Raw genomic sequence first — 24,074 nt, forward strand, 5'->3', positions numbered from 1 at the left:
AAAGTGTGATTCCGCTCTCGCTCTGTTTCGGCCTGATGGTTTCTGTTAGAATCGCGCCCTTAACTTTTATTAACGACTGAAGAGTAAAATGTCAGATAACAGCCAGAAAAAAGTCATTGTCGGCATGTCCGGCGGTGTAGATTCCTCGGTATCCGCGTACCTTCTTCTTCAACAGGGCTACCAAGTTGAAGGCCTGTTTATGAAAAACTGGGAAGAAGACGACAACGATGAGTACTGCTCAGCAGCCGAAGATCTCGCTGACGCACAAGCTGTATGTGACAAACTGGGTATCCACCTGCACACCATCAACTTTGCGGCAGAATACTGGGACAACGTGTTCGAGTACTTCCTAGCTGAGTACAAAGCAGGCCGTACACCAAACCCAGACATTCTTTGTAACAAAGAAATTAAATTCAAAGCGTTTTTGGACTTCGCCGACGAAGTGTTGGAAGCCGATTATATTGCCATGGGCCACTACACCCGTCGCAGCTTCCCTACCGCTGAAGGCGAACTACCGCAAATGCTGCGCGGTGTTGATAACAACAAAGATCAGAGTTACTTCCTGTACACATTGAGCCACGAGCAGATTGCTCGCAGCCTATTCCCTGTGGGTGAGCTAGAGAAGCCCGAAGTACGCCGCATTGCGGAAGAGCAAGGCCTGATCACTGCGAAGAAAAAAGATTCTACCGGTATCTGCTTTATCGGTGAGCGTAAGTTCACGGAATTTTTGAGCAAATACCTGCCGGCACAGCCAGGTAAGATTGAAACCGCCGATGAAGGAAAAGTCATCGGTGAACACCAAGGTCTGATGTACCACACCCTAGGCCAACGTAAGGGCCTACATATTGGTGGCCAGAAAGGTGGCAACGGTAATGAAGAGCCTTGGTTCGTCGTTGATAAAGATGTAGAGCGTAACGTGCTGATTGTTGGCCAGGGTAAAGACCACCCACGCTTGAAGTCAGACGGCTTGGTGGCAGCTCAGCTACACTGGGTTGACCGCCAACCAATTCGCGAACCGTTCAAGTGCACGGTTAAAACACGCTACCGCCAGCAAGATATCCCTTGTACCGTTATCCCGGTTGATGACGAAACCATCAAGGTTATCTTCGACGAGCCGCAAATTGCGGTAACGCCGGGCCAGTCCGCTGTTTTCTACAGCGGTGAAGTATGTCTAGGCGGCGGTATTATTGAAAAGCGTATCTAAGGGAGTTGACGCACGTGGCAAACACTGTTTATGACCGTACTATTGCCTTTGCGGGTATTTGTCAGGCCGTAAAGCTAGTTCAAAAGATTGCCCGAGATGGCCATTGCGACCATGACGCGCTGGAAGCCAGCCTGAACAGCATCATGGCGACCAACCCGTCTAACACCATTGAGATCTTTGGCAACGAAGCCAATCTGAAAATGGGTCTCGAAGCACTGGCAGCAGAAATCGACAATACGCCATCAGGCAATGAGATCACTCGCTACCTAGTCAGTGTCATGGCATTGGAGCGTAAACTGGCTAGCCGCCGCGACAGCATGGCGCAACTGGGTGACCGTATCAGTACGGCCCAGCGCCAGACGGATCATTTCGAGCTACTGGAAGACCAAATGATCAGTAATTTGGCTAGCATTTACCTGGATATCATTAGCCCATTGGGCCCACGTATCCAGGTGACAGGTACACCGGCTCAGCTTCAACAACAAAGTGTGCAGCACAAAGTGCGTGCTCTACTTCTCGCCGCGATTCGCTCCGCGGTGTTATGGCGCCAGGTCGGTGGTAAACGTCGCCATTTGATCTTCGGACGCAAACAGATGGTCGAACAGGCGAAAATCCTGCTAGCCCGCTGCTAACAATATATTTCGTGCCAGCGTTGCTGGCACTTTTTTACCCCCTTACCAAACCTTGGCAAGGGTGAACGTTACACCTTGTTTAAACCTTAATTGATTCAGGAGAGAGCAACATGGAACTGTCAGCATTGACTGCTGTTTCCCCAGTAGATGGCCGCTACGGAAGTAAAACGATTGCACTACGCAGCATTTTCAGTGAATTTGGTCTGCTAAAGTACCGTACAATCGTTGAAATCCGCTGGCTACAGAAACTAGCCGCTACTGATGCTATCGTGGAAGTTCCTGCGTTCAGCGCTGAAGCCAATGCCTTCCTAGACCGCATTGCTGCAGAGTTCAGCGAAGAAGACGCAATGCGCATCAAGACCATTGAGCGCACGACTAACCACGATGTAAAAGCTGTTGAATACTTCCTGAAAGAAAAAGTCGCTGAAGTACCAGAGCTACACGCGGTGAACGAGTTCATTCACTTCGCATGTACATCTGAAGATATCAACAACACTTCTCACGCTTTGATGCTACACGAAGCGCGCGAGCAAGTGATCCTGCCTGAAATCCGCAACGTTATCGATGCGATCAAAGGCCTTGCCAACGAATACCGTGAAGTGCCACTTCTTTCTCGTACTCACGGCCAGCCAGCTTCTCCATCGACCATGGGTAAAGAAATGGCTAACGTTGCATACCGTATGGAACGTCAGTACAAGCAGATCGCTAACGTTGAAATCCTTGCGAAAATCAACGGCGCGGTAGGTAACTACAACGCTCACCTATCTGCTTACCCTGAAGTTGACTGGCACCAGTTCAGCGAAGAGTTCATCACTGAATCTCTTGGCGTAACTTGGAACCCATACACTACTCAGATCGAACCGCACGATTACATCGCTGAGCTATTCGATGCTATCGCTCGCTTCAACACCATTCTTCTCGACTTCGATCGTGACGTTTGGGGCTACATCGCTCTGGGTCACTTCAAGCAGAAGACTATCGCGGGTGAAATCGGCTCTTCAACAATGCCGCACAAAGTTAACCCAATCGACTTTGAAAACTCTGAAGGTAACCTTGGCCTAGCGAACGCTATCTTCGGCCACCTAGCACAGAAACTCCCGGTTTCTCGCTGGCAGCGAGACCTGACTGACTCAACAGTTCTGCGTAACCTAGGTGTAGGTTGTGGCTATGCAATCATTGCATACACTTCAACCCTAAAAGGTATCAGCAAGCTAGAAGTTAACCAGGCGGCTCTTGAAGCTGAACTCGACAAAAACTGGGAAGTACTGGCTGAGCCTGTGCAGACTGTTATGCGTCGCTACGGTATCGAGAAGCCATACGAGAAGCTAAAAGAGCTTACTCGTGGTAAGCGTGTTGACGGTGAAGGCATGCGTAACTTCATCGATGGTCTGGAACTGCCAGAGCACGAGAAAGCACGTCTAAAAGAAATGACTCCAGCGAACTACATCGGTGACGCAGTTAAACTCACTGACAAGCTGTAATCGCAAGGTCATACACTTTATATATCAAGGTCAGCATCATGCTGGCCTTTTTGTTGTTATGAAACCTAGCCCGCTCGGCTGCCATTCGGAATAGAGGTTTCAGGCACAGCTAGGCAAGGTGTTAACTTATCCGCATAGCCAATATCAAACAGCATCCCCTGAGAAATCTCTCCGGCCATTTTTTGCTCTGGCAAATTCACCACGAACAAGGCTTGTTTTCCTTCAATCTCAAAGGGGTCTGCACGCTCTTGCTTTATCCCCGCCAGGATAGTGCGCACATGATCGCCAAAATCTACCGTCAGCTTCATCAGCTTCCTCGACTTTTCAACATCCGCCAAAGCAGTAATCGTACCCACTCGGATATCCAATTTTTCAAAGTCATCAAACGTGATTAAATCTTTAATAGGTGCAGGTTTCATCTTAATGCTCGTATCAACAATTTAGCTGTAAAAGACTGAATTTTATAACCTATCACTTTGCGAGTCCGTAAACGAAGACCCACCTCTCGAAAATGAGTCACTCTGTTTTAACTCAAATCCCCGACAGCACCACAGAGTTATGCTCATATACCCAAGCTACCTCAAGATGCAAGTTCAGCGAGAGTTTATAAGCTTATAGACAAGGCATTGTTTTGAAGTTCTAGTGGTTCTAAATCAAGAAACAATAACGCGGTATATGAGCTTAGAAGACTCGCCCTTCGGGAGGGTGTCAGCGCATTCACTCCTTCGTTGAAGCTTTTTGAAAGGGAATGCCATTCCTGCAAACCTTCGCCTTGTATTAAATGCGCTGACAACCCTCTGAATCCTGCAACTTGAGATAACTTGGGTATAATATCTACATCATTGTCAGCATGAAAAGCAAAGCTATGTACCAACTCACTTTTTCGTTCGAAGCGTTTTTGGCCGAGTTCTGGCAAAAGAAACCAACCATCATCAAACAAGGATTCAAAGACTTTTCCGATCCCATCAGCCCTGACGAGTTGGCTGGGCTTGCCATGGAAGAAGATGTCGATTCTCGCTACATTGCTAAGCATGGTGACGACTGGGAGGTAAAACATGGCCCCCTCTCCTTTGATAACGTCCCAGAAGATAACTGGTCTTTTGTGGTTCAGGCGGCCAACCACTGGCATGAAGGGGCAGCGCGCTTAGTGACACCTTTTCGCCAATTACCTAACTGGTTATTCGATGATCTGATGGTCAGCTATTCAGCACCTGGCGGCGGTGTCGGCGCACATATCGATCAATACGATGTGTTCATTGTTCAGGGATCGGGCAAACGCCGATGGCGAGTCGGGCCAAAGCAAGGCAACTATGAAGAAGAGTTTGGCCATCCAGCACTTCGGCAGATCAAAAGCTTCGAACCTATCATTGATGAAATACTCGAACCCGGTGACATCCTATACATTCCACCGGGCTTCCCACACGACGGCATAGCTATCGAGACGTCGATGAGCTTTTCCATCGGCTTCCGCTCCCCTAAAAAGCAAGAGCTGCTAAGCAGTTTTGCTGATTTTGTCATTGCCAACGAGGTCGGCGATGTTCACTACCACAATCCGGACTTGCCCGCCCGCAACACACCTGGGGCTATTCTGGCCAGTGAGTTCGCTGACATGGAAGCCATGATGCGCAGCCTGCTCGACCACCCTGAGATGATGAAACAGTGGATGGGTGAACACCTCAGTCATAGCCGTCACGAGCTCGATATCATTGCCGCCGAGCCGCCATGGCAAGCTGCCGAGGTCTACCAGTTCCTCGAAAGCGGTGAAGTGCTCAAACGATTAGGAGGTCTGCGTGCTTTCTATTATCCAGAACAACCCAACATTCTCTTTATCAACGGAGAGAGCTATGAGCTACCTGAAGAATGCGGCACTGCGGCGAGCTACCTGTGCGATGCCGAAGCTATCAGCCAGGGCATGCTGGGCAAGCTCATGGACCACCCGGCATTTATCGCCTTGCTGACCCAGCTGGTCAATTACGGATACTGGTATCCCGTTGAGTAAAGGCATTTTATAAAAAAACACCGAGCGTTTGCTCGGTGTTTTGATGGAATGCATTATAGGGTTAGACTCAGACTTTGAACTGGCCCGCTAACGACTGCTGATGCTTAGATAGCTCCGCCAACCGCTCGCCAATGCCTGCAGACTTCTCTGCTTGCTCAAGAATATTTTCACTCAAACCACGGATATTGGAAACATTTCGGTTTACTTCAGCCGATACCGCTTGCTGCTCTTGCGCTGCATGCATGATTTGCTCATTCATCGATTGGATGGATGCCACCGCTTCAGTGATCTGGCCCAAGCTCACAACGGCCTCACCAACTTGAGATGAGGTCTCACCCGCCAACTGGTTACCTTCTTCAATCGCAACAACCACATCACGTGTACCTTGTTGCAGTACTTCAATCACAGTACGGATCTGTCCAACCGAATCATGCGTCCGGCTGGCTAGTTGACGAACCTCATCGGCAACAACGGCAAAACCCCGCCCCTGCTCGCCGGCACGGGCAGCTTCGATCGCAGCATTCAAGGCTAGCAAGTTGGTCTGCTCTGAAATACCTTCAATCACCTGCAGGATCTGATTGATATCTTCACTGTTAGTTTCAAGCTCCTTGGCAACCGGTACGGCATTTTCCATCCTCACCACCAGATTATCCATTGACGTTGCAGATTGCTTGATCACATGATGGCCATCGCGCACTGCGCTATCAGCCTGACCGGCGGCCACAACAGCGGTTTCGGTGTAACCCACCACTTGCTCTGCTGTTTGGGCCAACTCTTCCGACGCGGTTGCGACCATATCCACTTCTCGGAACTGTGCCTGGCTGCCGTCCCGGGTATGGTTGGCAACCTCTGCCGCTTGCATAGATGTCGCCCCCACATCATTCACCGCCACCACGACATCCCCGATAGTGGCTTGGAGCTTATCTAAAAAGCGGTTGAACCAAAGGGCAAGCTGGCCGACTTCATCATTTTGCGCAACATGCAAACGTTGGGTTAAGTCTCCTTCACCGGTTGCGATATCTTCCAACCGCTCAGCAACACGGCGGATCGGGGCAACCAAACGTGAGGAGGCAAGCACAACCACCAGCAAACCAGCGACAGCCACAGCCAAACTGACAATCGATTGTACCCACGCCGACTGATCACGCTGTTGCGAAATATCTGCGTCCAAGACGATTGCCTCTGCCAATACCCGCTCCACCGGCAACTGGATAATAACCCCCCAGCTCATCTGCCCAAGCTGTACAGGCGTGTAGGCATATAGCCACTGCTGATCATCCGTCCAAAGAATTTGCTCTTCGCTTCCTTGCAACCATAGGGTTAGATCCGCAGGCAACCCGTCGGTTTGATTAAAGAGTTGACCGACTCGACCCTGTGACTGATCCCAAGCAACAATGGTACCGTTCTGGCTGATCAAACTGACATTACCCGCACTGTCGAACAATGCTTGGTCTACAGATTGAATTAATGATTGTAATGGAGATAGCTGAATATCAATCCCCATCACCCCAATGACTTCACCGTCAATATCCAGCGGGACAGTGATGGTACTGACAACCGGGGCTTGCTCGCCAAAACCTGCCAACAAAGGATTAGACACACACATCCTTGATTGATTATTGATGCACTGCACCCACACATTCTGGCTAGCGAGTAGTTGTTGCTCTGAGTAGATAAACTGTTCAGCTTCACCGGACGGTGATTTCGCCCAATATGGTGCAAAGCGCCCGTTTTCATTGGCACCCACGTAATCTGCCCCAGCGTAATTACGATCTTCACCGTCGAGAGCATCAGGGTTGAATACCACAAAGGCGCCATGAATATTCTCGAACTCATTCACAGTACGGCGCAATAACTCGCTGATCGAGCCACGTAATTCCGAGCTATTGGTGTAATTCTCTTCCGCATTGAATTTTAGGAACAACACACTTTGGGCCAGCATTTCGGCACGGTGAGTTGCCTCATCAAGATACAGCTGAACTGTGGTGCTTTGCTTTTCTGCTTGGGCCTGAACGACCAGTTGAGACTTTTCCCGGAGAGTGGAGTAAACCTGCTCGCTAACGAGTTGTTGACTTTGAGAGGCGAAATAAAATGACAGGCCTGTTAATACTATTACTGTCGCCAGTAAGGCTAGCCCGGCCATCAGGGCTATTTTCCATTTGACGGATAATGACCGCATACAACAATCCTTGTTACTACTACATCATTTCGATAACGAGCGTCATCTCAATTGCGCCCAGCCTTGGGCTCAATCGCTATATTGTGACATGTAGGTTACACAATCATCAATAGCATAATTAATTAAATTTATTGGATTTTTCACCATTTTATAAACAAAAAAGGCGCGGTTTTCACACCGCGCCCAAAGCCTGTCACAGGCTTGAATTATTGAACGTTCAGGCAAGAAACCGCATGAACATCATCGCCGTTAAGGGCTGGTTTTTTATTGGCACACTCGGCCGTTGCAACCGGACAACGTGTTCGGAACACACAGCCTGAAGGCGGGTTCATCGGTGAAGGCAAATCCCCTTCCAGCAACTCTATATGCTTGGTACGTTCAAGGTCCGGATCCGGAATAGGCACTGCCGACATCAGGGCTTTGGTGTACGGGTGCTTTGGCTCGCTGAATAGTGCATCAGCCTCGCCCATCTCAACCGCATTACCCAAATACATCACCAGCACTCGGTCTGAAATGTGTTTTACCACCGACAAGTCGTGGGCAATGAAGATCAGGCTCAGGCCCATTTCTTTTTGTAGCGATTTAAGCAAGTTAACGACCTGTGCCTGGATCGATACGTCCAACGCTGATACCGGCTCGTCACAAATAATCAGCTTAGGCTTTAGGATCAAGGCACGGGCTATCCCGATACGTTGACACTGGCCGCCCGAAAATTCGTGCGGGTATCGGTTGATCACGTTAGGCAGCAAGCCGACTTTCGCCATCATGGTCTTTACCTGCTGTTTTACATCCTCGGCCGAAAGCTCTGGGAAGTAGGCTTTCAAAGGCTCAGCGATAATTTCACCGACTGTCATACGTGGGTTCAACGATGCCAGCGGATCCTGGAAAATCATCTGGATATCTTTGCGCTTTTCGCGCATCTCTTTATGATCCAGTTTGGTCAGATCCTGACCCAACCAAACCACATTGCCGTCCGTTGCCTCAACCAAGCCGATAACCGCACGGGCGAAGGTTGATTTACCACAACCAGATTCGCCAACCACACCCAGCGTTTCACCTTCGTAGAGACGGATATCAACACCATCAACCGCTTTCAGGCTCAGAGGTTTGGTCCACGGCCACGCTGACTTCTGAGCAATACTGAAGTGAACCTTCAAATCATGAATATCAAGTAATACTTTCTTTTGAGCTTCCATTACCACGTCCCCACATCAGAAAAACACGCGCGTAAGCGACCTTCAGTAAATGCCTTCAATTGAGGCGCTTCTTGCGAACAACGGCTGGATACACGGTGGCATCGTTCCTGGTATGGACAGCCGACAGGCAAACTCAGTAAGTTAGGTGGGTTACCCGGGATCGTTGGCAGCTCTTCGCCCTCGGTATCAAGGCGCGGAATGGCTTTCAACAAACCTTCTGTGTATGGGTGCGATGGCTTGTAGAAGATCTCATCAATCTTGCCGTATTCCATAGTACGGCCAGCGTACATTACCAATACTTTGTCACAGCTACCGGCAACGACACCCAGATCGTGGGTGATCATAATGATCGCTGTATTGAAATCCGTTTTCAGCTCGTTCAACAACTCCATGATCTGCGCCTGTACCGTAACATCCAACGCTGTTGTCGGTTCATCGGCAATCAGTAGTTTCGGACGACACAGTAGTGCCATGGCAATCATTACACGCTGTCGCATACCACCCGAAAATTCGTGCGGGTACATGGTAATACGCTTGCGTGCTTCAGGGATTTTCACCGCTTCCAGCATACGCACACTTTCTTCGAATGCTTCAGCCTTGCCCATCCCCTTGTGCAGCATCAGTACTTCCATCAGCTGATCGCTGACTTTCATGTAAGGGTTCAGTGACGTCATCGGATCCTGGAAAATCATTGCGATTTGTTCCGCACGGATCCGGTTAAGTTCTTTTTCTGGCAGGTTTAGAATTTCACGGCCTTCAAATTTCGCACTGCCGCCAATCATGCCGTTTTTAGCCAGTAGGCCCATAATGGAGAATACTGTCTGGCTCTTACCTGAGCCGGATTCCCCAACGATACCCAGAGTTTCACCCTGGTTGAGCGAAAAGTTTAGATCGTTTACCGCGGTGACAATGCCGTCTTGAGTTTTAAATTCTACGCGTAGATCTTTGACATCTAATAAGCTCATAGTACTTCCTTATAATCTATCTACCCTTGATCTACCGCCAGCTTCGGTGGCAGTAAATCTAGGCCTTCTTGTTATCTGTCTTTTGGATCCAGTGCGTCACGCAAACCGTCACCCACATAGTTAAAGCAGAACAGCGTAACCACCATGAATGCCGCTGGGAACATCAGCTGCCAAATGGCCACTTCCATCGTTTGTGAGCCTTCCTGCAGCAATGCGCCCCAGCTGGTCATTGGCTCCTGAACACCCAAGCCTAGGAAACTTAGGAATGACTCTGTCAGGATCATCGATGGCACTAACAAGGTTGAATAAACCGCTACGATACCCAATACATTCGGTACAATATGGCGGGTAATGATGCGCCACTGGCTCACGCCAGATACACGTGCCGCTTCGATAAACTCCTTGCTGCGCAATGATAAGGTTTGACCACGTACAATACGCGCCATATCCAGCCATGAAATCGCACCAATCGCCACGAAGATCAGCATGATGTTTCGACCGAAGAAAGTAACCAGCACGATCACGAAGAACATGAACGGGATCGAGTACAGGATTTCCAAAATACGCATCATCACGCGGTCGGTACGGCCACCAATAAAGCCAGAGGTTGCCCCGTAAAGCGTACCGATCAAGACCGCGACCAATGCCCCCATGATACCTACCATCAGGGAGATACGGCCACCGATCAGCGTACGGGTGAACAGGTCTCGACCTAGGCTATCAGTACCAAAGAAGTGGCCTTCAGCGCCAAAGCTCGGCGCGGCGTGCAATGCATACCAGTCGGTATCATCGAAGGCATAGTTACTGAACATTGGGCCAAAGATAACCGCCAAGGTGATCAAGCAAAGGATCGTCAAGCTCACCATAGCCGCTTTGTTTCGCATAAAGCGGATACGGGCATCCTGCCACAAACTACGGCCTTCAATTTCCAATTGCTCGGAAAAGTTCTCAACCGCTTCTACGTTTTCTTTTTTAGTCAGCATCATCGGTTGGGCTCCTTAGTAACGGATTTTCGGATCAATGTACGCCAGAACGATGTCGACAATGGCGTTGAAGATAATGGTCAAAGAACCAATCAGGATAGTGATACCCAATACTAGAGAGTAGTCACGGTTAAAGGCGGCGTTAACGAACAGCTTACCGATACCCGGCAGGCCAAAAATAGTTTCGATAACTACCGAACCCGTGATGATACCGACGAAAGCCGGGCCCATGTAGGATACAACAGGCAGCAAAGCAGGCTTCAGGGCGTGCTTGATAATAATATAGCCGTAGCTCAAACCCTTGGCACGCGCGGTACGGATGAAGTTACTGTTTAGCGTTTCAATCATGCTACCGCGGGTGATACGGGCAAACGTTGCCACATATAGCAGTGACATACCCATCATTGGCAGCAGCATGAATTTCAGGCCGCCATCGTTCCAGCCACCAGCAGGTAGCCAGCCCAGGTTAATCGAGAAGATGTAGATCAGTACCGGGGCGAGAATAAACGACGGCATCACCACCCCGGCCATGGCCGTCGACATTATGCAGTAATCTATCCAACTATTCTGCTTCAAGGCGGCAATGGTGCCGACGGTGACCCCCATCACCAATGCAAAAATAAAGGCAAAGAAACCGATTTTCGCCGAAACAGGCAGGGCTTTAGACACCAGCTCATTTACGGTGAAATCTTTATATTTGAAAGAAGGACCAAAATCACCTTGTACAATGTTGCCAAGGTACGTGGTGTATTGCTCGAATACAGGCTTATCTAGGCCATACTTGGCTTCGATGTTCGCCATCACTTCCGGAGGAAGCGGACGCTCGCTGGAAAATGGGTTGCCTGGTGCAAAGCGCATCAGGAAAAAGGAAATTGTGATTAGCACCAACAGGGTTGGGATTGCTTCAAAAATCCGTTTTGCGATGAATTTAATCATAAACTCCACCGTTCTATTTAGTCTGTGACAGTCAAAAATTCACTGGCGTGAAAAACCAGAAAGGGCACTGCTCCCGTCCTGAGAGCAGCGCTTATTATCATGCTTCTTGCTGGTTATTAGTCAGCAATGATGTACATATCTTTGGTGAAAAGCTTGTCTTCTGCATTGTTCGCAGGGTAGCCACCCACTTTCGGGTTAACCAGACGCGCTTTCACGTATTGGTAGATAGGAGCAATTGGCATATCTTCCGCTAGCTGTTTTTCAGCCTGGATGTATAGCTCTTCACGCTCAGCATCTGAAGTAGACTCCAGTGCTTTCGCCATGATTGCATCGTATGCCTTGCTGTTGTAACGAGGGTCGTTAGAACTGTTGTTGCTCTGCATTAGCGACAGGAAGCTTGATGCTTCGTTGTAGTCACCACACCAGCCTGCACGGGTTACATCGAAGTTACCCTGACGACGCGTGTCTAGGTAAGTCTTCCACTCCTGGTTTTCCAGGTTTGCGGTTACGTTCAGGTTCTTCTTCCACATAGAAGCAATCGCTACTGCAATCTTCTTGTGGTTTTCAGAGGTGTTGTACAGCAGGGTAAAGTTCAGCGGGTTACCCGGGCCAAAGCCGGCTTCTTCCAGTAGCTCTTTCGCTTTCGCGTTACGCTCTTTCTGCGTCATCTGACCGTACTCAGGCGTTACTGGGTTGAAGTTTGCAGTGATTTCTGGCGTTAGGAAGTAGCCTGACTTCTGGCCTTGGCCAAGCAGTGCTTTGGTCACTACGTCACGGTCGATAGCGTAAGATAGCGCTTTACGAACACGCACATCGTCAAACGGTGCTTTTTGGTTGTTGAAACCGTAGTAGTAAGAACACAGGTTACCAGAAATTGATACAGAATCAGCGTGCTGCTTCTCAAGACGGCGGAAGTGCTCGTTCGGCAGTTCGTTGGTAATGTCAATTTCACCCGCTAGGAAGCGGTTCATTTCAGCAACTTGGTTTTCGATTGGCAGGAACGTAACCTTGTTGATAACAGTATTGTCGTTATCCCAGTAGTTCTCGTTACGTGTTAGCACGATGCGCTCGTTCACTACCCAGTTGTCTAGGGTGTAAGCACCGTTACCAACGAAGTTCTCTGGCTTAGTCCAGTTGTCACCGAACTTCTCTACAACCTTACGGTTAACAGGCTTAACGGTTGTGTGGCCCATCATCTTAACGAAGTATGGTACTGCCTGCTCTAGCTCGACAACTAGCGTGTAGTCATCTTTTGCAGCTACGCCAAGCGTTTCTTTGTCAGCTTTACCCGCGATGATTTCATCGGCGTTCTTCATGGTCGTCATTTCTAGGTACCATGAGTACGGAGACGCCGTTGCTGGGTCGACAGCACGCTTGAAGCTGTACACAAAGTCGTGTGCAGTCACAGGATCGCCGTTAGACCATTTTGCATCTTTACGCAGGTGGAATGTGAATGTGCGGTTGTCGGTAGTTTCCCAAGACTCTGCAACACCTGGAACAGTGTTACCGTTCTCGTCTTGGTTCACTAGGCCTTCTAGGAGGTCACGGATAACGTGCGACTCTGGCACACCTTCCGTTTTGTGTGGGTCAAGGGAGGCAACTTCAGTGCCGTTACCACGAACTAGTTCTTGCTTAGCCGCAAGTTTTACCCCTTCCGGTACGTCAGCAGCAATAGTGGAGAAAGAAGTGGCTGCTACGGCCATACCTGCACCCAGAAGAATCGCCTGGGTAATTTTATTCTTATACATGCATTAGCTCCAATACATCATTAAATACGTCCTTGCGTTCTCCAGCCGGTGCCATCTCACAATATTTGTATCGTCAATCCTAAACAATACAAAGCAAACCGAAGAATTGGTCAAAACATTATCAGGCATTGAAGTAATTTGCCACATTTTGATTACAAAAACCGACATAATTCTTAATAAGCAATATGCCGCCAGCACAACCAACTAGTCGACATAATTGTTGCAGCCAGATCTATCACAAAACCCAACATCCAGAGAAAAATCCGCCAAATAAGCCAAAAAAAAGTAAAAATTGAATAAATAATTGTAAGATTGAATAAATATACAGCAGAAATATCTTTTATTTTTTACACTTACTCAATATGTCAATAACAAAGATGTAAAAACATGACTTTAAGCCATAAAAAAGCGCCTCTCGGCGCTTATTATTTGTTCTCGCTATCCATGTTGATGTTGGGGGGGACTTCGTTTATTGATTGTTCTTTGCCCTCAACCATAGTGTTATGTTCGTTACTTATCGCTTCGTCGAATAAACCGTCATGATTGATATCTTCTAACATCTGTTTGATTCGGCGATTAGACATTCTTTTATGCTTCATGGAACCCTCCGCTGTTAACCACAGCACTGTTGACCCATAAGTTAAAATGCTTACTGTGCCTCGAGATGGTTTACCGCTGGCAGGCTGATATCACTCTGGCACAAAATTAACTATGGCACAGGATCCTCAATTCTGCCCGGAGTACCACACCAAGCTCGTGTTTATAATAACCAAACCATATATAAAACAAGGTTTATAGATTAAGTTCTCACATCACTGAACTTTTCAACTTTGATACGTTTCTCTCACCTCTTATTAACGCTACTATCATTTTGTAGGTTAAGCCTTTGGTTTAGCCAACGTTCCGTTCCCGTTCCGTTATCCTTGAGAGTAAAGAAAATATGAGACCAGCTGGTTGTTTTTCACGTCCAAGTCCTTCCCGCGTCCGCCACGGCTACGTACCAAAATCACGCAAGCCTAAAGCAGAATAAGCGTATCACTTTGATAGGCAAATCCCCAAAGCCCCTCGGTGAGGGGCTTTCTTTTAGCCCTTCGTTAGCACCTATCCCCCATCAGCTATCATTTATCACCACATGTTAAAAACTTGAGGTATTCATCGTGTTATGAAATGATCCCGGCAGATCAAGGAAGGATCGCAGATAAAGCATTTTACGCCTCAGGGAAGAAATCATGGATATCAACAAGCCAACTGACGCATATACCATTTCCCAGCTCGCCGAGGAGTTTTCGGTGACCCTTCGCAGCATTCGGTTCTATGAGGATCAGGGCTTGCTCACCCCAAAGCGGCAGGGTAAGTCGAGGATCTTTTCTCGACATGACAGAGCAAGGCTCATTCTTATTTTGCGAGGTAAGCGCCTAGGCTTCAGCCTGCAAGAGATACACGAACTGTTCAAGCTCTATGACTCCGGCGCTCAGAGCCACTCTCAAGTACAGCACATGCTGCAAACCATCCAACTACGCCAGCAGAAACTCAAGCAACAGCAAGCCGATATCAATTTATTGATGATGGAGCTCAATGCCGCCGAACGTAAATGCTACCAGCACCTAAAGAAGTTTGATTAGCCCCCCTCCTTTATATACCTTGTAGATATTTCTTATGACCATTCACTTTCTCAGGCACAAAAAAGGCCCGGCGCATGGCCGGGCAAAAATAAATAAGACAATGAACGTTTAGGGTGATTACCAGTAAACGCGGGCACCAACTGCAAATCGGCTCTCACCATCAACATCTTTAGTTACGCCAACAAAACTATCGCTTGCCTTGTTGGTGTAACCCAGCGTTTGGCCATCAGCGTAGCCATACTCAACATAGATTCGTGACCAGCTGTTGAAGTGGTAGTCAGTACCGATGTAGAAGTTTTTACCGTCACCATCGATATCTAGCTGGTCAGAGTTCTGCTCTACATATTCAAAACCAGTATAGGCAGTTGCATTGTCAGCCCAGCTGTAAGTAGCTGCAATGCTGTATGCATCTTCTTTGATTTCTTCGTTACCGCCTTTGTTTTCGATGGTCGAATTATAGTAAGTAAAACCAACTAGTGCAGGACCAAAAGCATATTCAACCGTACCTTCGAAATAGGTATTCTCGAGATCAGCCGTTACATCATCGGTCTTAGTAAATTCAGGAACAGATGGGTTTGGTGTAGTTTCTACAGTACCAATTTTGAATGTTTTATCGCGGTTTACACCACCACCAAGGTGGAAGTTAAAACTGCCAACACTAGATGCAAGATATAGCTCTGACAGTTCTTGGTTAGTATCATCTTCAGGTAAACCATAGTTTGCGGACAGAATGAAACTTTCACCCTCATACACATACTTAATCAACGAGTCATGACGAGCGCCGGAAAGTGTCGCATGACGAAGGCCAGAGCCACCAAAGAAGTAAGAGTAATCTGCGCCCCAAATTTCATCTGAGATTACCCACTGGCGACCAAAAGATAGCTTACCAAAATCTGTGTCTACGCCAGCGAAGTGCAGGCGGTTTTTCATGGCGTAATCTTCAGACGCTGTGTTGTAGTTCAGACCGAACTCAACTTTACCGAAAATATCGACCGAATCTGTGACGGCGTACTGTGCCTGTACACCTGCACGTGAAGAGCCCGCATTCAGAGTGACATCCGTATCCTCTAACTTTTTCACTTCAGTACGAAGGTGGCCATAGAAGTCGACGAATGCTTCGTCGGTTTTCAGGATTTCTACGGCTGATGCGGAATGAGCGAAAAGTACTGCTGGGATTGCTACTGCTAGAAGTGTTTTTTTCATTTTTACTTACCTGTAATAATTTTTTTAATCTTGCTGACTCGTCCTGAGCCGAAATGAAACATATCAACAACAAAAAAATTCATCAATAGAGCAAAAAACTGACATAAAAAAACATCACAGCACTTTTCACCACCTAAAAAAACATAAAGCAAAAACATAAAAAACCATAAAAAGCACCAAATAACCCATTATTATTCAGAAAACACCACAATTAATTAAGCTTTTATTCAGCTAGCAACTAGTCTAAATATCAAACTTATCAATAACAAAATGGAATAAGAAGTTTATAAAATAAAAAATTTGATATAAGAAACCCAATCGATCGGTTGCTTTTTGAGCGATTGCTGATACATCCCGTTAACAAGTAGAACGAATTTATCGGGCAACAGCTGTTCTGCAGGATAAGAAACTAGATTAATAAAAAAGGGGAGCAGCTTGTTAACTGCTCCCCTTTTTCCAATTAATAGGGTGAATAATGCAAGGCCATACTAGTGAAGCGGTATATGAATCATCCAAATATCATGTTGATCTTGGTGATATGCACCTTGCTCAATTATCTTATTCAAATACGCCAATCTATGGTGGCCTTCCAGCAGATTGTAAGGTGCCCTCAGCGACTTACCATTGACCATCGGAATGTCACGTTCATATTTCAAAACGATAGGTGCTTGGGGCCAAGTCCCCTTCTCTTGCATTTGTTGTACGAGCCAACTGCGCTGAAAAATCGGATTGGTCATACGGCGCGATAATTTATCGACCACCTCTTGATGAGGCGTTCTGATCTGTGACTGAATTTGCTCACTGGTCCAGGACTGAAGCTCGAACCGCATTGACTGAAAATCCAGCCAGCCCCAGTTACATACAACCCCTTTCCAGTGCCTATACAGCCACTGTTTCAATACATCGTCAGGAAAGTTAGGCAAAACCTGACTGGCTTTCGGCTGCCACTCTTCCCAAGATTCACAATGGCGGCCGCCAAAACCATCTGGTTCAAGTTCGTAGAGTAGTCGATCGCTCCTGATCATAAGCATACTCCTTCTGTTACCTGCAAAACCATAACCATTCACTTTAAATGGTTATTTATACCCTTAATTTCAAAGTAGCATAGAGACTGGTGAAAAAATAGCTGAATAACAAAGAAAGATTATGCGCGCGAGAGGCGTGAGGCGTGAGGCGTGAGGCGTGAGGCGTGAGGCGTGAGGCGTGAGGCGTGGTAATATTGGCACCTGGTTGATACAGGTGCCAGAATACTTATTTATTTTTGCTGCCAGCGATCGGCTGCAGAGGTATCGGTTTCACGAGCGTCGACCCAGCGAGACTCGTCTGGTGTTTGCTCTTTCTTCCAGAACGGTGCACGGGTTTTCAGGTAGTCCATAATGAACTCACAGGCTTCGAACGCTGCGCCACGGTGGGCACTGGTTACGCCAACGAAGACAATCTGATCACCAAGCGCTAAATCACCCACACGGTGGATCACTCGTGTTTTCAGCAAAGGCCAACGCTCGCGCGCTTGCACGACGATCTCTTCCAGAGACTTTTCGGTCATTCCCGGGTAATGCTCCAGCGACAAGCCAGTGACCGCATCGCCTTGGTTAAAATCACGGACCTTACCGACAAACGTCACCACCGCTCCGGCATCAGCGCCCTGAGAAAGTTGGGCGTATTCTTCTGCAACCGAGAAGTCTTCGAACTGAACAGAAATCATCCTTAGCCTCCTGTTACAGGCGGGAAGAAGGCGACTTCATCACCGTCTTTGATTTCACTCTCAAGCGAGCTTATCGTTTGGTTGATCGCCACCAGCAGTTTGCCTTGCTCCAATGCTAGTTGCCATTTATCGCCTTTTTCAGCAAGGTGCTGGCGCAACGATTCAGCAGTCGCAAAGTCTGCCGCCACTTCAAGGCGGTCTACGCCAACGAGCTCTTTGACCTGAGCGAAGAATAATACGTTAATCATGATTCCACCTTAAAATGCCCAGATTTGCCGCCAGTTTTTTCCAGCAAACGCACCTGTCCAATCACCATGTCTTTCTGGACAGCCTTACACATGTCATAAATGGTCAGTGCAGCCACTGAAGCCGCTGTAAGCGCTTCCATTTCAACACCCGTTTTACCGGCTAGCTTACAGCATGACTCAATACGTACCATGTTTTCGGTTTCAATCGCTTCCAGCTGCACTTCAACTTTGGATAGCAGCAGCGGATGGCAAAGCGGGATCAAGTCCCACGTTTTTTTAGCGGCTTGGATGCCTGCAATACGCGCGGTGGCAAACACATCGCCTTTGTGATGCTGACCTGATACGATCAGCTGAAGAGTTTCAGGCGCCATATGCACAAAAGCTTCAGCGCGTGCTTCTCGAACCGTGTCATTTTTTGCCGACACGTCAACCATGTTCGCTTCACCAGAAGCATTGATATGGGTAAATTGGTTCATCCGTCCGTCCCAAAACAGAAAAAGAAAATGTGAAAAGGTGGCGTTTAACCACCGATAGAGGCTAGGTTTGGTGTCATGCCCGTAATTCCTTCATCGAGGAAATGGCTCACCGCTTTTTCAGCCAAGCCACCTTGAATACGGGCAATGAGCTCGTCACGCTGTTCATCCTGCTGAAGCAGGTCGCGTAAATCCACACCGTGATCGCCGAACAAGCAGAGATGCAGTTTACCCAGAGCAGAAACTCGCAGGCGGTTGCAACTCTTACAGAAATCTTTCTCATAAGGCATGATCAAGCCAATTTCACCCAGGTAGTCAGGATGACAGAAGACTTGTGCTGGACCGTCATTATTGCTTTTCAGCTTCAGTACCCAACCGTTGGCAATGAGATAGTTTCGAATACTGACACCCGATACATGGTGATTATTGAACAGTTCGTCCATTTCACCGGTCTGCATCAGTTCGATAAAGCGCAGCTGTATTGGTCGCGTCTTGATCCAGTTAAGGAACTGCGGCAACTGCTGGGAATTGAGATCTTTGAGCAAGACCGTATTGACCTTCACCTGCTCAAAGCCTGCGTCAAATGCCGCATCGATCCCTTCCATGACCTGGTTGAACATGTTTTCACCCGTGATTTGGTAGAACATTTTAGGGTCAAGGCTATCAACACTCACGTTGATATGGGTAAGCCCGGCTTCACGCCATTCGTGAACATGCTTGGCCATACGATAACCATTTGTCGTTGTAGCGATTTTTCGGATACCGGGTTGCTCGGCAACGGTACGGATGATATCGGTAAAATCACGGCGTAGGCTTGGCTCACCGCCAGTAATGCGCACTTTTGACGTGCCACACTCGGCAAACGCGCCTGTTACACGCTGGATTTCATCAAGCGTCAGGAAGGATGGCTTCTTCTTTTGTTGAGGATGGTAGCCATCGGGTAGGCAATAGGTACATTTAAAATTACAGACGTCTGTAACCGACAAACGCAAGTAATAGAACTTGCGCTGATAATTATCTTCAAATTGTTTCGCCACGGAACACCTTTCCAAGTACGGGAGGCCGATGCATTTCTTTGTCGACCCTGGTGACAAGCTGTCACTGGCTTCAGTCACTTATCCCTTTGCAAAAAGGAACTTAGTGAAAAAAGCTCGGAGCATGGCAATTGTACAGCACAGGATAAAACCAAAATGCGCACAACAGCGTATTACTAATAAAAATATCAGAGGAATTGCAATACAGGCAAACCTCACAGGTTTTTCGTGCTGCATTCTACCTTTCAGCCGATTTCACGACAATACTACTAAAGGGAATACCCGTAAATTTTCTTACTAAAAGTGAGGATATTATGTCCAATATTATTGAATCTGCGACAGTCGATGATATTGCCCTCTACTTACAACGCGAAGAAGGGCTCGATATGGCTAACGCCCGGGAGCAAGCCAAGCTTGTTATTAACAGTTTTATAGATATGCAGGAGAAAGGATTGATCAAAGGCTGGTATTTTGATGAGCAAAGCCACTTGGAGTTGCTACCCAGTGATAGCGCCATGAAAATCATTGCGAATCAAAAATAATTCGCAAAATGCAAATTGCGAACTGGTACTTTTTTGCATTTTACAACGACAAATAGAGTCAAACGCGCTGAAAACTGATTTTATGCGGTATGTAATGTTGGTATTCCATTTGCAATGTCTATTTCATCAGACAACTAGTAACCGGATTAGACTATGAAAACTTACATACCGCTACTATTCCAAAAACGCCACGTCTTACCCGGTGGACGCATTCCTCTTCGCATCGCTCCGGGGCCACAAATGGCAGCATTCAAAGCCGCAATGCGTGAAGGCAACAGTTTTGGTGTTTGTATGTTTGACCAAGACGAGCACGGCCATCACTTCTTTCAAATCGGCACCCGTGTCACGGTTGAAGACTTCGACGTTTCACCTAGCAACGGGTGTTTGATTGTTACCGTTGCTGGGCACGAGAATTTTACTATCGATCATATGGAAGAAACTGATGACGGTTTTTTCTGCGGTGACTGCCAGTACATCCCGCCTTGGCCAGAAACAGAAGTTCGTCAAGATCAACAGATTTTGGCTGAGAAGCTCAAACAAATGTTCAACAAACATCCCGAGCTCGGCGATCTTCATCAGAAAAAGCAATTTGATAATTTGAGCTGGCTTTGTCAGCGCTGGCTGGAGTTACTGCCTGTCCCGGCCAGTGAAAAGCAAATGTTGTTAAGCGCACCTAGTTGTTCAGACACTTATGATTATCTGATTAGCATCATGCAAAAACCGCATTAAACCGTTTTCCTATCACCTGCTCTAATGCTGTACTTGCTTCAACTGCCGTACTAACCATTAGCCCTCAACATGTTGAGGGCGTTTTTTATTCTTTCTACGCCCACAATACGTGATGGATATATCACACCGACGACTTATTTTGTCATCAACCCAGTTAACGCGATACACTGCGAATAATCCACTTAGTTCACACTTTTTAGCCAACGATGACACACACTACAGTAAAAAATATTACAGAAGCCAAAATTGTCGCCATTGGTGGCGGTCATGGCCTAGGCCGTATGCTCTCGGCTCTCTCTGAATATGGCGAGAATGTAACCGGTATTGTCACCACGACTGACAACGGTGGTTCAACAGGTCGTATTCGAGCCTGCCAAGGTGGGATTGCCTGGGGGGATACTCGAAACTGTATTAACCAGCTCATTACTGAACCGTCTGTCGGTTCGATGATCTTTGAATACCGTTTCCGAGGTAATGGTGAATTGAACGGTCATAACCTGGGCAACCTGATGCTAAAAGCGCTGGATAACCTTTCGGTAAGGCCTCTGGAAGCGATCAATTTGATCCGCGATATGCTAAAGGTGAGACCCCATATAATACCTATGACCGAGCACCCTGCAGATCTGTCAGCCATGACAACAGGTGGAGAGGTAATTTGCGGTGAGACCAGCGTCGATGAGTTAGCCGACATCCCACAGCGCCTATATATCGAGCCTGCGGTACCGGCCACAAAAGAAGCCGTTGTTGCCATTCAGCAAGCAGATATCATTCTGTTAGGGCCAGGAAGCTTCCTAACTAGTGTAATGCCGCCTTTGTTGCTTAAAGAAATTGAACAGGCTTTGAAGAAGAGCCAAGCGAGAATCGTCTTTGTGACCAACTTAGACAAAGAGCATGGACCTGCAGGAATGATGAGCTTACCGCAAATGCTCAACTGGTGTGAGCGTTCAATGGGTGGGCGCCAGATAGATACTGTGCTGACTGACAAAAAACGCGAGGAGCTGGATGAAAAATACAACCAGCATATTACCTCACTCGCATCTAACAACCATCAATGGCGTCACGACCGAGAAAAATTAAAACAAGCTATTCACGGGATTATCATGACTCGCTAGACGCTTGTATTGAACCGCCATGCCTTCAACCATCTGTCTGAATTCAGGCAGGTGGTCAACAATCCAGTCATCTTGCCCTTGCTTGACACGCGACTCACACTCTTGGGCCATATCAGCAAGATCATCGGCGCCAAAACTGGCTGCGCTGCTCTTTATAGCGTGACTGATCTCTCTGACCTGCTTAATTGAAGGCTGCTCGGAAAGCTGGCGCTGGTACTGTTCCAATTCATCGCTAAATACATTGAGGAGTAATGTCAATGTTTCCTCGCCGACTTCATCTGCCATGCGTTTGATGGTTTCAGCATTAATTGTCATTGCCATGTATTTCTCTCCCTACAACTAACCTTGCGCTTCCTGCCAGGTCTGTAATTTTCGGTAAATTGTTGACGGGCTAACTTCCAACAAACCCGCAGCTCGTGGAATATTGCCATCACAAGCATCGATAGCAGCTTGGATTGCGCGCTTCTCAACAATCCACAGCGGTTCAACCTGCGATTTATCTATTATTGGTGATGTGCTTGGCTGTAGCAGGGGGGACTCCCCAGTCGTATTTCCAGCAGCAACAGGTTGAGGTGATGCAATTTTAACGCCAGCTTGGTTTATTGGAGGTGGAACCATTTCCAAGGTGACTTCTTCACCAGAATTTAACACAACGATATTGCGAATAACGTTCTGTAGTTCACGAACATTACCTTGCCAGTGATACTGTTCGAACAAAGTTCTGACTTCCGGTGAAAAACGAGTGAAATCTTTACCCTCCTCCACGGACATCAGCGCCAACAGGGCATGGGCTATCTCCATCACATCACCGCCACGTTCTCGCAGTGGTGGCAAGGTCACAGGGATAACATGCAGTCGATAATACAGGTCTTCACGAAACCGTCCTTCTTGAACTTCAAGCCATGGGTTGCGGTTGGTAGCACAGACAAAACGGACATCCACGGTACTGGTTTTTGAAGAGCCCACCTTCTGGTAGGTACCCGTTTGGATAAATCGAAGCAATTTGCTTTGCAAATCCAAATCCATTTCACACAACTCATCAAGGAATAACGTACCATTGTTGGCCAACTCAACCGCTCCATGGCGTTCTGTGGATGCGCCGGTAAAGGCCCCTTTCACATGACCAAATAGTTCACTTTCGATCAGCTCTTTTGGAATTGCGGCACAGTTAAGGGCAACAAAAGGTTTGTCGTTTCGAGGGCTTGCGGCATGAACGGCCTCTGCGCACACTTCTTTACCCGTCCCGCTTTCCCCAGTGATAAATACCGTTGCTTTACTGGATGCTGCCGATTCAATTACCCGGTAGACCGCCTGCATTGGCAAGCTGTTACCAATAAAACCTTGATACTGAGCACCGGACTGTTTGGATGTTGGCTGAGATGTTTCCCCCTTGGCCTTCCTGTCTTCATCCTTCAAGGCATTATTGACAGTGACACGCAGGCGGTCAGCCTCACAAGGTTTAATCAAGAAGTCCTTGGCACCATAGCGCATTGCCTCAACAGCCACATCGATGGATCCATGGGCTGTCATGATCACGACAGGGATGTTGGGGTTATCTCCCTTAACCACTTCCAACACTTGCATGCCTTCCATGTCAGGCAAGCGCAAGTCGAGCAAGATGAGATCGGGAGTGACCTCTTTGACGAATTCCAGCGCTTCAGTCCCCGTACCGACAATGGTCACGGATACACCCAGTGGGTTGAGGTATGACTTATATAACGCTGCGACTGAGGCCGTATCTTCAACCATCAGAATACGGCGTTGGTTTGTTCTGCTTTCCATTGCCCCTCCAAGTCCCATCAATCTTTACTAATTGTAAACAAAAGAAAAAATATAATGTGACTTTTTCTAAGTAATCGCTCAAATATAGCCAAGCTTCGTGATGTTAGCATTATGAATCGCATATTGGTTTGCAAATTGCAAACAAGTCCCTGCACAACGTCCACAAAGAAATACTATAGGTGGCTAATTTTGCTGTTAACCCCCTAAAAAAGTGCAACTAATGAGGACTAAAAAAAGTTGGCACGCATACTGCTTTGTATAATCTGACTCTTCCTGAGAGTCAACCTAGCCAACTGACGTT

24 protein-coding genes and 1 riboswitch are annotated in these 24,074 nt (G+C 47.6%); of the genes, 8 read left to right on the forward strand and 16 right to left on the reverse strand.

Going from position 1 to position 24,074, the window contains the following annotated elements; genetic code table 11:
• Positions 1 to 88 precede the first annotated feature (88 nt).
• The 3 genes from mnmA to purB all read left to right on the forward strand — a co-directional run bounded on the left by mnmA (position 89) and on the right by purB (position 3,317).
• Positions 89 to 1,204, forward strand: a complete 1,116-nt coding sequence (gene mnmA / locus R2X38_RS15770) for a tRNA 2-thiouridine(34) synthase MnmA (RefSeq protein ID WP_317523286.1) — start codon at positions 89 to 91, stop codon at positions 1,202 to 1,204.
• A gap of 14 nt (positions 1,205 to 1,218) precedes the next feature.
• Entirely contained in the window at positions 1,219 to 1,836 is a 618-nt protein-coding gene (gene hflD / locus R2X38_RS15775) for a high frequency lysogenization protein HflD (RefSeq protein ID WP_107298669.1), read from the forward strand.
• A 110-nt stretch (positions 1,837 to 1,946) separates the two neighbouring features.
• A complete protein-coding gene (gene purB / locus R2X38_RS15780; RefSeq protein WP_039459843.1) occupies positions 1,947 to 3,317 on the forward strand; it encodes an adenylosuccinate lyase in 1,371 nt (456 codons plus the stop codon).
• A 65-nt stretch (positions 3,318 to 3,382) separates the two neighbouring features.
• On the opposite strand, the gene R2X38_RS15785 is transcribed toward purB, so the two are convergent.
• A complete protein-coding gene (locus R2X38_RS15785) occupies positions 3,383 to 3,736 on the reverse strand; it encodes a tRNA-binding protein (RefSeq protein WP_317523287.1) in 354 nt (117 codons plus the stop codon).
• Positions 3,737 to 4,182: 446 nt separating this feature from the next.
• On the opposite strand from R2X38_RS15785, the gene R2X38_RS15790 reads away from it, so the two are divergent.
• Positions 4,183 to 5,316 (forward strand): cupin domain-containing protein, encoded by a 1,134-nt coding sequence (locus R2X38_RS15790; protein WP_317523288.1) that lies wholly within the window; start codon positions 4,183 to 4,185, stop codon positions 5,314 to 5,316.
• Positions 5,317 to 5,383: 67 nt separating this feature from the next.
• Here the strand turns inward: R2X38_RS15790 and R2X38_RS15795 are convergent, their stop codons facing one another.
• The 7 genes from R2X38_RS15795 to R2X38_RS15825 form a co-directional block, all read right to left on the reverse strand.
• Positions 5,384 to 7,495 carry a methyl-accepting chemotaxis protein gene (locus R2X38_RS15795; RefSeq protein WP_317523290.1) on the reverse strand — a complete coding sequence of 704 codons (2,112 nt, stop codon included), beginning with the start codon at positions 7,493 to 7,495 and terminating at the stop codon, positions 5,384 to 5,386.
• A gap of 206 nt (positions 7,496 to 7,701) precedes the next feature.
• The gene (gene oppF, locus R2X38_RS15800; protein WP_317523291.1) at positions 7,702 to 8,691 is read right to left on the reverse strand and encodes a murein tripeptide/oligopeptide ABC transporter ATP binding protein OppF; all 990 of its coding nucleotides are present in this window, start codon (positions 8,689 to 8,691) and stop codon (positions 7,702 to 7,704) included.
• Entirely contained in the window at positions 8,691 to 9,656 is a 966-nt protein-coding gene (locus tag R2X38_RS15805; RefSeq protein WP_317523292.1) for an ABC transporter ATP-binding protein, read from the reverse strand. Before R2X38_RS15805 ends, oppF begins: the two co-directional genes overlap by 1 nt.
• 71 nt (positions 9,657 to 9,727) lie before the next feature.
• The gene (gene oppC, locus R2X38_RS15810; protein WP_317523469.1) at positions 9,728 to 10,639 is read right to left on the reverse strand and encodes an oligopeptide ABC transporter permease OppC; all 912 of its coding nucleotides are present in this window, start codon (positions 10,637 to 10,639) and stop codon (positions 9,728 to 9,730) included.
• Positions 10,640 to 10,654: 15 nt separating this feature from the next.
• The gene (oppB, locus tag R2X38_RS15815) at positions 10,655 to 11,575 is read right to left on the reverse strand and encodes an oligopeptide ABC transporter permease OppB (protein WP_039463976.1); all 921 of its coding nucleotides are present in this window, start codon (positions 11,573 to 11,575) and stop codon (positions 10,655 to 10,657) included.
• A gap of 116 nt (positions 11,576 to 11,691) precedes the next feature.
• On the reverse strand, positions 11,692 to 13,323 hold the full coding sequence (locus tag R2X38_RS15820) for an ABC transporter substrate-binding protein (protein ID WP_317523294.1): 1,632 nt from the start codon (positions 13,321 to 13,323) through the stop codon (positions 11,692 to 11,694).
• 425 nt (positions 13,324 to 13,748) lie between these two features.
• Positions 13,749 to 13,907 (reverse strand): hypothetical protein, encoded by a 159-nt coding sequence (locus tag R2X38_RS15825; protein WP_317523295.1) that lies wholly within the window; start codon positions 13,905 to 13,907, stop codon positions 13,749 to 13,751.
• 645 nt (positions 13,908 to 14,552) lie between these two features.
• Here R2X38_RS15825 and R2X38_RS15830 point away from each other — a divergent pair.
• Positions 14,553 to 14,945 (forward strand): MerR family DNA-binding transcriptional regulator, encoded by a 393-nt coding sequence (locus R2X38_RS15830; protein ID WP_317523296.1) that lies wholly within the window; start codon positions 14,553 to 14,555, stop codon positions 14,943 to 14,945.
• Between the two features lie 117 nt (positions 14,946 to 15,062).
• Here the strand turns inward: R2X38_RS15830 and R2X38_RS15835 are convergent, their stop codons facing one another.
• The 6 genes from R2X38_RS15835 to moaA all read right to left on the reverse strand — a co-directional run bounded on the left by R2X38_RS15835 (position 15,063) and on the right by moaA (position 19,611).
• Complete coding sequence (locus R2X38_RS15835; RefSeq protein WP_317523297.1) at positions 15,063 to 16,148, reverse strand: porin; 1,086 nt, start codon at positions 16,146 to 16,148, stop codon at positions 15,063 to 15,065.
• Positions 16,149 to 16,636: 488 nt separating this feature from the next.
• Positions 16,637 to 17,173, reverse strand: coding sequence for a hypothetical protein (locus R2X38_RS15840; protein ID WP_317523298.1), 537 nt, complete (start codon positions 17,171 to 17,173; stop codon positions 16,637 to 16,639).
• 230 nt (positions 17,174 to 17,403) lie between these two features.
• Positions 17,404 to 17,853 carry a molybdopterin synthase catalytic subunit MoaE gene (gene moaE / locus R2X38_RS15845; RefSeq protein ID WP_317523299.1) on the reverse strand — a complete coding sequence of 150 codons (450 nt, stop codon included), beginning with the start codon at positions 17,851 to 17,853 and terminating at the stop codon, positions 17,404 to 17,406.
• A 2-nt stretch (positions 17,854 to 17,855) separates the two neighbouring features.
• The gene (moaD, locus tag R2X38_RS15850; protein ID WP_317523300.1) at positions 17,856 to 18,101 is read right to left on the reverse strand and encodes a molybdopterin synthase sulfur carrier subunit; all 246 of its coding nucleotides are present in this window, start codon (positions 18,099 to 18,101) and stop codon (positions 17,856 to 17,858) included.
• A complete protein-coding gene (gene moaC / locus R2X38_RS15855; protein WP_317523301.1) occupies positions 18,098 to 18,577 on the reverse strand; it encodes a cyclic pyranopterin monophosphate synthase MoaC in 480 nt (159 codons plus the stop codon). Before moaC ends, moaD begins: the two co-directional genes overlap by 4 nt.
• 44 nt (positions 18,578 to 18,621) lie before the next feature.
• Positions 18,622 to 19,611, reverse strand: a complete 990-nt coding sequence (gene moaA / locus R2X38_RS15860) for a GTP 3',8-cyclase MoaA (protein WP_317523303.1) — start codon at positions 19,609 to 19,611, stop codon at positions 18,622 to 18,624.
• Positions 19,600 to 19,743: riboswitch (molybdenum cofactor riboswitch) on the reverse strand. It overlaps the preceding gene by 12 nt.
• A gap of 179 nt (positions 19,744 to 19,922) precedes the next feature.
• On the opposite strand from moaA, the gene R2X38_RS15865 reads away from it, so the two are divergent.
• From R2X38_RS15865 to yvcK, 3 genes are all read left to right on the forward strand, one after another.
• Entirely contained in the window at positions 19,923 to 20,150 is a 228-nt protein-coding gene (locus R2X38_RS15865) for a hypothetical protein (RefSeq protein WP_317523304.1), read from the forward strand.
• A gap of 153 nt (positions 20,151 to 20,303) precedes the next feature.
• Entirely contained in the window at positions 20,304 to 20,879 is a 576-nt protein-coding gene (locus R2X38_RS15870) for an LON peptidase substrate-binding domain-containing protein (protein WP_317523306.1), read from the forward strand.
• Between the two features lie 206 nt (positions 20,880 to 21,085).
• On the forward strand, positions 21,086 to 21,991 hold the full coding sequence (gene yvcK, locus R2X38_RS15875; RefSeq protein ID WP_317523307.1) for a uridine diphosphate-N-acetylglucosamine-binding protein YvcK: 906 nt from the start codon (positions 21,086 to 21,088) through the stop codon (positions 21,989 to 21,991).
• Here the strand turns inward: yvcK and R2X38_RS15880 are convergent.
• Both R2X38_RS15880 and luxO read right to left on the reverse strand, forming a co-directional pair.
• Positions 21,953 to 22,312, reverse strand: a complete 360-nt coding sequence (locus R2X38_RS15880) for an Hpt domain-containing protein (RefSeq protein ID WP_317523308.1) — start codon at positions 22,310 to 22,312, stop codon at positions 21,953 to 21,955. The genes yvcK and R2X38_RS15880 overlap by 39 nt on opposite strands.
• A gap of 18 nt (positions 22,313 to 22,330) precedes the next feature.
• On the reverse strand, positions 22,331 to 23,773 hold the full coding sequence (luxO, locus tag R2X38_RS15885; RefSeq protein WP_317523309.1) for a quorum-sensing sigma-54 dependent transcriptional regulator LuxO: 1,443 nt from the start codon (positions 23,771 to 23,773) through the stop codon (positions 22,331 to 22,333).
• Positions 23,774 to 24,074 lie beyond the last annotated feature (301 nt).

The organism is Photobacterium rosenbergii (genome assembly GCF_033022775.1).
Lineage (GTDB): Bacteria > Pseudomonadota > Gammaproteobacteria > Enterobacterales > Vibrionaceae > Photobacterium > Photobacterium rosenbergii_A.

Excerpts from the sequence above, each read along its gene's own strand:
- R2X38_RS15880 (WP_317523308.1), bottom strand. The coding sequence starts at position 22,312 with ATGGCAATGACAATTAATGCTGAAACCATCAAACGCATGGCAGATGAA.
- oppB (WP_039463976.1), bottom strand. The coding sequence starts at position 11,575 with ATGATTAAATTCATCGCAAAACGGATTTTTGAAGCAATCCCAACCCTG.
- moaE (WP_317523299.1), bottom strand. The coding sequence starts at position 17,853 with ATGATTTCTGTTCAGTTCGAAGACTTCTCGGTTGCAGAAGAATACGCC.
- purB (WP_039459843.1), top strand. The coding sequence starts at position 1,947 with ATGGAACTGTCAGCATTGACTGCTGTTTCCCCAGTAGATGGCCGCTAC.
- R2X38_RS15790 (WP_317523288.1), top strand. The coding sequence starts at position 4,183 with ATGTACCAACTCACTTTTTCGTTCGAAGCGTTTTTGGCCGAGTTCTGG.
- luxO (WP_317523309.1), bottom strand. The coding sequence starts at position 23,773 with ATGGAAAGCAGAACAAACCAACGCCGTATTCTGATGGTTGAAGATACG.
- mnmA (WP_317523286.1), top strand. The coding sequence starts at position 89 with ATGTCAGATAACAGCCAGAAAAAAGTCATTGTCGGCATGTCCGGCGGT.
- yvcK (WP_317523307.1), top strand. The coding sequence starts at position 21,086 with ATGACACACACTACAGTAAAAAATATTACAGAAGCCAAAATTGTCGCC.
- R2X38_RS15865 (WP_317523304.1), top strand. The coding sequence starts at position 19,923 with ATGTCCAATATTATTGAATCTGCGACAGTCGATGATATTGCCCTCTAC.
- R2X38_RS15830 (WP_317523296.1), top strand. The coding sequence starts at position 14,553 with ATGGATATCAACAAGCCAACTGACGCATATACCATTTCCCAGCTCGCC.
- oppF (WP_317523291.1), bottom strand. The coding sequence starts at position 8,691 with ATGGAAGCTCAAAAGAAAGTATTACTTGATATTCATGATTTGAAGGTT.
- R2X38_RS15785 (WP_317523287.1), bottom strand. The coding sequence starts at position 3,736 with ATGAAACCTGCACCTATTAAAGATTTAATCACGTTTGATGACTTTGAA.
- R2X38_RS15795 (WP_317523290.1), bottom strand. The coding sequence starts at position 7,495 with ATGCGGTCATTATCCGTCAAATGGAAAATAGCCCTGATGGCCGGGCTA.
- R2X38_RS15835 (WP_317523297.1), bottom strand. The coding sequence starts at position 16,148 with ATGAAAAAAACACTTCTAGCAGTAGCAATCCCAGCAGTACTTTTCGCT.
- R2X38_RS15840 (WP_317523298.1), bottom strand. The coding sequence starts at position 17,173 with ATGATCAGGAGCGATCGACTACTCTACGAACTTGAACCAGATGGTTTT.
- moaD (WP_317523300.1), bottom strand. The coding sequence starts at position 18,101 with ATGATTAACGTATTATTCTTCGCTCAGGTCAAAGAGCTCGTTGGCGTA.
- moaC (WP_317523301.1), bottom strand. The coding sequence starts at position 18,577 with ATGAACCAATTTACCCATATCAATGCTTCTGGTGAAGCGAACATGGTT.
- R2X38_RS15820 (WP_317523294.1), bottom strand. The coding sequence starts at position 13,323 with ATGTATAAGAATAAAATTACCCAGGCGATTCTTCTGGGTGCAGGTATG.
- oppC (WP_317523469.1), bottom strand. The coding sequence starts at position 10,639 with ATGCTGACTAAAAAAGAAAACGTAGAAGCGGTTGAGAACTTTTCCGAG.
- R2X38_RS15825 (WP_317523295.1), bottom strand. The coding sequence starts at position 13,907 with ATGTCTAATCGCCGAATCAAACAGATGTTAGAAGATATCAATCATGAC.
- R2X38_RS15870 (WP_317523306.1), top strand. The coding sequence starts at position 20,304 with ATGAAAACTTACATACCGCTACTATTCCAAAAACGCCACGTCTTACCC.
- R2X38_RS15805 (WP_317523292.1), bottom strand. The coding sequence starts at position 9,656 with ATGAGCTTATTAGATGTCAAAGATCTACGCGTAGAATTTAAAACTCAA.